This is a genomic window from Serratia sp. Ae19-1 (assembly GCF_059801225.1).
In genome coordinates this window covers 22,825-28,824 of the sequence record NZ_JBCHWD010000016.1, presented here as the reverse complement: position 1 = coordinate 28,824, position 6,000 = coordinate 22,825, and the positions used below count along the sequence as shown (strand labels likewise).

The 6,000-nt window shown below is 58.8% G+C and carries 7 protein-coding genes and 1 riboswitch; of the genes, 1 reads left to right on the top strand and 6 read right to left on the bottom strand.

Annotation, left to right across the window (positions count from 1 at the left end; translation table 11 throughout):
- Window positions 1–4 precede the first annotated feature (4 nt).
- Window positions 5–721, bottom strand: coding sequence for a peptidoglycan editing factor PgeF (pgeF, locus tag AAIE04_RS24795; RefSeq protein ID WP_019452846.1), 717 nt, complete (start codon window positions 719–721; stop codon window positions 5–7).
- Between the two features lie 161 nt (window positions 722–882).
- Here pgeF and rlmA point away from each other — a divergent pair, with 161 nt between their 5' ends.
- Window positions 883–1,701: a 23S rRNA (guanine(745)-N(1))-methyltransferase gene (gene rlmA / locus AAIE04_RS24790; protein ID WP_074053994.1), complete on the top strand. Its 819-nt coding sequence runs from the start codon at window positions 883–885 to the stop codon at window positions 1,699–1,701.
- A gap of 63 nt (window positions 1,702–1,764) precedes the next feature.
- Here rlmA and mntP read toward each other — a convergent pair whose 3' ends face one another.
- The 5 genes from mntP to manX form a co-directional block, all read right to left on the bottom strand.
- Window positions 1,765–2,334 (bottom strand): manganese efflux pump MntP, encoded by a 570-nt coding sequence (mntP, locus tag AAIE04_RS24785; protein ID WP_025159822.1) that lies wholly within the window; start codon window positions 2,332–2,334, stop codon window positions 1,765–1,767.
- An 11-nt stretch (window positions 2,335–2,345) separates the two neighbouring features.
- Window positions 2,346–2,529, bottom strand: a riboswitch (yybP-ykoY riboswitch).
- A gap of 217 nt (window positions 2,530–2,746) precedes the next feature.
- The gene (locus AAIE04_RS24780) at window positions 2,747–3,205 is read right to left on the bottom strand and encodes a DUF986 family protein (RefSeq protein ID WP_019452843.1); all 459 of its coding nucleotides are present in this window, start codon (window positions 3,203–3,205) and stop codon (window positions 2,747–2,749) included.
- Window positions 3,206–3,259: 54 nt separating this feature from the next.
- On the bottom strand, window positions 3,260–4,102 hold the full coding sequence (locus tag AAIE04_RS24775; protein WP_015378157.1) for a PTS mannose transporter subunit IID: 843 nt from the start codon (window positions 4,100–4,102) through the stop codon (window positions 3,260–3,262).
- A gap of 15 nt (window positions 4,103–4,117) precedes the next feature.
- The gene (locus tag AAIE04_RS24770) at window positions 4,118–4,918 is read right to left on the bottom strand and encodes a PTS mannose/fructose/sorbose transporter subunit IIC (RefSeq protein WP_015378156.1); all 801 of its coding nucleotides are present in this window, start codon (window positions 4,916–4,918) and stop codon (window positions 4,118–4,120) included.
- Between the two features lie 56 nt (window positions 4,919–4,974).
- Complete coding sequence (gene manX, locus AAIE04_RS24765; protein WP_025159821.1) at window positions 4,975–5,934, bottom strand: PTS mannose transporter subunit IIAB; 960 nt, start codon at window positions 5,932–5,934, stop codon at window positions 4,975–4,977.
- Between the last annotated feature and the right edge of the window lie 66 nt (window positions 5,935–6,000).

The window sequence follows — 6,000 nt, the reverse complement described above, 5'->3', positions numbered from 1 at the left end:
TCCGTCATCCGGCGGCGATGATGATGGCGGCGTACTGGTTGCGGCCTTTGATCCCCGGATGCGTCGGATCCTGTGCGCGCCGGTGGCTGTTGCGGCGATAGCTGGTGTATTTGTAGCGCTGCGGCCGCTGTGGGTCGACGTCCGGCGTGCAGATGGTGCAGCTGCCGGCGCGGTCAACGGCGGCGAAGCCCAGCGCTGCCAGCTTGTATTCGGCAATCGCGGCCAGATCCAGATGCCGATAATGCGGGCTGATCAGCGCAGCGGGCAGCGGCAGGCGCTGTTTAAAATTTTCCACCAGCGCTTCATCGACTTCGTAGCAGCACGGGCCGGCGGCGGGGCCGATAGAAACCACCCAATCGGCGGTGTCGCCGTCCTGGCGAATGCGCGCCGCCATCTGTTCCAGAATGCCGTCCAGCAACCCGCGCCAACCGGCGTGTACCGCCGCGATGGCGCCGCCATCACGGCGGCTGAACAGCACCGGCAGGCAGTCCGCCGTCAGCACGCTGAGCAGAATGCCGGGTTGGCGGGTGTAGAAGCCGTCGGCCTCACCGCACGCCTGCGCCGGTTGCAACACGTCGACGATGCGGGTGCCGTGCACCTGCTTCTTTTCCGGCAGCGTAGCGCTGTAGGGCAGCAGATGCCCTGGCAGCAGCGCGAGTTTGCTGCCGAAGCCGTGCTGAATGTGGGGCACCGCATCGAGCAGCGCGGAACGATCGCTCATAAGTTATTTTCACCTGCGTGAGAAAACAGACTCTCAGTGTAGCCAGCTTTTTCCCCGCTTGGCCAGGTGTTGTTGGCGGTGAAAGCGAGCGGGGATGCGCCTTGCATCGGGCCGGCGCCTTCTTTAGACTAGCCGCGCCCTGTCTTTCTGGAAGCCCATTCATGTCTTATCAATGTCCCCTGTGTCATCAGCCGCTGCATTTTTCCTCACAACAATGGCGTTGCGACGGCAATCATCAGTTCGATCAAGCGAAAGAAGGCTACGTCAATCTGCTGCCGGTGCAGCACAAGCGATCGAAGCAGCCGGGGGACAGCGCGGAAATGATGCAGGCGCGGCGCGCATTTCTCGACGGCGGATTTTATCAGCCGCTGCAAGAGCAGGTCGCCGAGTGGCTGGATTTGGCGCTGGCGGCCGATGCAGGCGCGTTATTGGACATAGGCTGTGGGGAAGGGTACTACACCGCCGCCGTGGCCGCACGGCTGGCACAGAAGCGCAATATGACGGTCTATGGGCTGGACGTCGCCAAGGTGGCGATCCGCTATGCTGCCAAACGTTATCCGGCGGTCTCGTTCTGCGTCGCCTCCAGCCACCGTTTGCCGTTCGCCGACGGGGCGCTGGATGCGGTTCTGCGCATTTATGCGCCTTGCAAGGCGGAGGAGCTGGCGCGGGTGGTAAAACCGGGCGGCGTAGTGGTGACGGTTTCGCCGGGGCCGCGCCATCTGTACCAGCTGAAAGAGCAGGTGTACCAACAGGTGCAGCTGCATGCCGAACAGGACGAACAGTTCGCCGGTTTCGACTGCGAGCGCAAAGAGGCGCTGGCCTATACGATGACCCTGCCGGGGACGCAGGCCGCCAATCTGCTGCAGATGACGCCGTTTGCCTGGCGCGCCACGCCGGAGGTGCAGCAGCGGTTGGCCGACGGCGGGGAGTTTGTGTGCGAGACGGATTTCGTCCTGGCGCTGTATCGGCGTCGGGCTTAAAAGCGCCGGGCTCAGAAACAAAAAAACCTGCCGCGGCAGGTTTTTTTTTGCAGAGCAATCGCCTCAGGCCAGATAACCGAGGTGTTCCAGCAGAATGTTGACGCCGATACCGATCAGCACCACGCCGCCGAGGATCTCGGCGCGTTTGCCCAGCAGCGGGCCGATAAAGCGGCCGATCATCATGCCCAGCGTCGCCATGATCATGGTGGCGCAGCCGATGGCCATCGCGGTGTGCACGATATTCACCTGCAGGAAGGCCAGACCGACGCCGATTGCCATGGCGTCGAGGCTGGTGGCGATGGCGGTGGCGACCAGCAACCAGAAGCCATGACGTTTGACCTTCTCTTCTTCATCGGGCCTGTTGCGCACCCCTTCGACGATCATACGCATGCCGAGAATGAACAGCAGCGAGAAGGCGACCCAGTGGTCCCATTCCATGATGTATTGACTGGCGAACAGGCCGATGGCCCAACCGATGAGCGGGGTGATCGCTTCGACCACGCCGAAGATCAGGCCGGTGCGGATCGCTTCGCGGAAACGGGGCTGATGCAGACTGGCGCCTTTACCGATCGAAGCGGCGAAAGCATCCATGGACATACCGAAAGCGAGAATAAGTGTTGCTGAAAGGTTCATGTGAAATAGCCTCGGCCGGGTGGCTCCATATACACGTAACCCACCCCCAACCAAACGACGGAGTTACGTGTCTATGGTCTCGCCAACCTTACCTGGCTGCCCGCACCACGTTTCTTACGGCGAAACGAGTATGTTGATACGGGCGTTTCTGGCGTTTTATTCTCCAGAAACCGGCTACTCCCCAATGACGGCGCAACCATACCATATTATTTCCGCCACCGACAACCTTATTCTGTGGCAATGTTTGTTCTTAATTGAGACTCGTTTTCATTAATCTAATTTCACCTGGGAATATAATGTAGCCAGGGGTAACAATGTTGCGGAAATAATAGTCAGAAGGGAATTGCGCTGCCGATTAATTATCCATAAGCAGCGCAGGGTTTGAGCAATGGAAAAATGACTGTTTCTTTATTTATTGATTATCAACAAAAAAATGATAAATCTTCTCCAGGTCGTCCAGGTGTGTCACTTGAACCAACAACCGGCGCTGTTCCAGATCGACGGCCAGAATGCCATCCTCCGATAAATTCATGGCTTTAATGCGGTTATATTCGACAAACACATTGGCGAAGAAAAAACCGTGCGCTTTAAACAGCATCTTGGGGGAGCGAATATAAAAGATATAGATCGCAAGCAGCGCTAAAGAAATAAGCAGATAGGTGGTGAGTACCGCACCATTGTCGGTGACATTGCGGTAAATCAGAATGGCGATCAGGCCGACGAAAATCAGGCTGTCGAGGCGGTTGCGGCGTTTGAGCGGCACTTTAAGCCGCGTTTTGCCTTTCAGCAGATCCATGCCGAATTCGTCATACAGCGAGTACAGCAACAGCAGGGCGATAAACAGCATCAGTACGGCGTCGGTCAGTGACATCTCTTGCTCCACACATAAAAAAGCCGGGGGTCGCCCCCCGGCCGTTTCGAACGATTACAGGCCCAGCAGGCCAATCCAATAGCCAAAGATGCCGATGACGAAGAAGCCGATGATGATCCACAGCGCGTTGACTTTCTTGCGCAGCAGCCACATACAGGCGAAGGTCAGCAGCAGCGGCACCAGGCCCGGCATCAGCTGGTCGAGGATGGTCTGCACCGTGGTGACGTTGGTATGCCCGGTCTGGTCGGTTATCTTGGACACCACCAGCGGGATATTCACGTGCGTCCATTTGTTGACCAGTGCCCCCATGACAAACAGGCCGAGAATGGACGCCCCTTCCGTCAGTTTCTGCAGGAAACCACCGCCCATGTCGTTGACGATATCCACCCCTTTACGGTAACCGTAGGCCACGCCGTAGTAGCGGGTCAGCAGGCGCACCAGGTTAAACAGCACGAAGAACAGGATCGGTCCGAGCAGGCTGCCGCTCATGGCGATGCCGGCGCCGAGCGCGGCGAACACCGGCCGCACGGTGCCCCAGAAGATCGGGTCACCGACGCCTGCCAACGGCCCCATCAAACCGACCTTGATGCCGTTGATTGCGGCGTCGTCAATCGGCGCGCCGTTGGCGCGTTGCTCTTCCATCGCCATGGTTACGCCGAGCACCGGCGCCGCCACGTAAGGGTGGGTGTTGAAGAACTCAAGGTGGCGCTTGATCGCCTGTTTGCGATCGTCATTGTTTTCCGGATACAGGCGGCGGATCACCGGCACCATCGAGAAGCAAAAACCCAGCGCCTGCATGCGTTCGAAGTTCCATGAACCCTGGAACAGGTTCGAGCGCAGGAATACGCCGCGAATATCGGCCGGCGTGAGTTTCTTTTGAGCAGTCGTATCAACCATTTCTCTCACCTATTCCTAGTCGAGTTCGTTATCGAGATCGTTCGCGTTAGCCGGGCCGGCCTGTACAACCTGAGACTTGTTGTATTTCGGGCTTAGCTGGATATACAGCACGGCCATCACCACGCCGATGACGCCGAGCGCCACCAGGTTGAAGTTGGTGAAGGCGGCGGTCACGAAACCGAGATAGAAGAACGGCATCAGGTAGCCGGCACGCATCATGTTAATCACCATCGCGTAACCGACCACCACGATCATGCCGCCGGCGATGTTCAGGCCGCTGGTGACCACTTCCGGGATCGAGTTGAGCAGGGCGTGTACCCCGGCGGTACCGACCGAGATGGCGACGATGACCGCCGGGATGGCGATACGCATCGCCTGCAGCAGCAGGGCACCGACATGGATCCAGCTAATGGCGCGCAGGCTGCCGCGCTCCGCTGCGCTGTCCGCCGCGTGCTGGAAGGCTACGGTGAGGGTACGCACGATGATGGTCAATACCTGGCCGGCTGCCGCCAGCGGAATGGCCAGGGCGATACCGGCGCCGACGCTTTGCCCGCCGGCGATGACCAGAATGGTCGAGATGATGGAGGCCAGGGCGGCATCCGGCGCGACCGCCGCACCGATGTTCATCCAGCCCAGGGCGATCATTTCCAGCGTACCGCCGATGATGATGCCGGTTTTCATGTCGCCGAGGATGAAGCCTATCAGGGTACAGGCGACCAACGGACGGTGGAACTGGAACTCGTCGAGGACGGAACCCATCCCGGCGATACAGGCAACGATAAATATCAGCACAATCTGAAGAGTGGTGATCTCCATTGCACTTCTCCTATGACCAAAAAAGCTCTGAGTAAAATAATCAGCGGCTGGCGCCACTAATTGAGTTTGTTAATCAGGTCCATCATTTTTAGCCGGCTGTCGGACGAGACCTTGCGCACCTCCAGCTCGATACCGCGATCGTTCAGTTTCTTAAACGCTTCGATATCTTTTTCATCGACGGATACGGCGTTGTTCACCTGGGTTTTCCCCTGACGGAACGCCATGCCGCCGATGTTGACAGATTTGATATCCACGCCGCCTTCCACCAGCCGCCAGACGTCGGTCGGGTTGGTAAACAGCAGCATCACGCGGTCGTTGGCGTATTTCGGGTTGTTCCAGACGCGGATGGCCTTCGCCACGTCCACCACGTGGGCGGTGACGCCCGGCGGGGCGACCTGAGTCAGCAGAGTTTTGCGCACATGGTCGGCAGCGACTTCGTCGCTGACGACGATGATGCGGCTGACGTTGGTCTCTTTGGTCCAGCGGGTTGCGACCTGACCGTGAATTAAGCGGTCATCGATGCGCGCCAGGCCGATTTTCATGTGGTCGTTCGGCCCCAGCGGCGCCTGAGGGGCAGCGGCTTTGGCGACGGGTGCTGCGGGTTTTGCGGGTTCTTCCTGCGGTTTTTTCAGCGCTTTCACGCCTTCGCGGCCGGTTTCCAACGCCAGCGCCACCAGTTCATCGAAAGCGGGGTTGTCGTCCCGCGCCATGAAGGTTTCCACCAGCATCGGAATGTTGACTCCGGTGACGACCTCATAGTGTTCTTTGTCGACCGCAATGCGGCTGGCGGCGTTGAACGGGCTACCGCCCCAGGTATCCACCAGGAACAGCACGCCGCCGCTGGTATCCAACCCACTGATTTTTTCATTGTATTTGACGATTAACGTTTCGGCATTCTCACCGGGAACGAAGTCTATAAAGGCGACGTTGTCCTGCTCGCCCAATAGCATCTCCGCCGTTTTCAGCAGTTGTTCCGCTGCAGCCCCGTGTGTGCCGATGATAATAGCTATTGCCACTCGCTACCTCCTCGTTGAACTCCAGGCGCGGTTTGTGTCGTTCCTCCGCGCCGTTTTGGCAGTCAC

Excerpts from the sequence above, each read along its gene's own strand:
- pgeF (WP_019452846.1), bottom strand. The coding sequence starts at position 721 with ATGAGCGATCGTTCCGCGCTGCTCGATGCGGTGCCCCACATTCAGCAC.
- rlmA (WP_074053994.1), top strand. The coding sequence starts at position 883 with ATGTCTTATCAATGTCCCCTGTGTCATCAGCCGCTGCATTTTTCCTCA.
- mntP (WP_025159822.1), bottom strand. The coding sequence starts at position 2,334 with ATGAACCTTTCAGCAACACTTATTCTCGCTTTCGGTATGTCCATGGAT.
- AAIE04_RS24780 (WP_019452843.1), bottom strand. The coding sequence starts at position 3,205 with ATGTCACTGACCGACGCCGTACTGATGCTGTTTATCGCCCTGCTGTTG.
- AAIE04_RS24775 (WP_015378157.1), bottom strand. The coding sequence starts at position 4,102 with ATGGTTGATACGACTGCTCAAAAGAAACTCACGCCGGCCGATATTCGC.
- AAIE04_RS24770 (WP_015378156.1), bottom strand. The coding sequence starts at position 4,918 with ATGGAGATCACCACTCTTCAGATTGTGCTGATATTTATCGTTGCCTGT.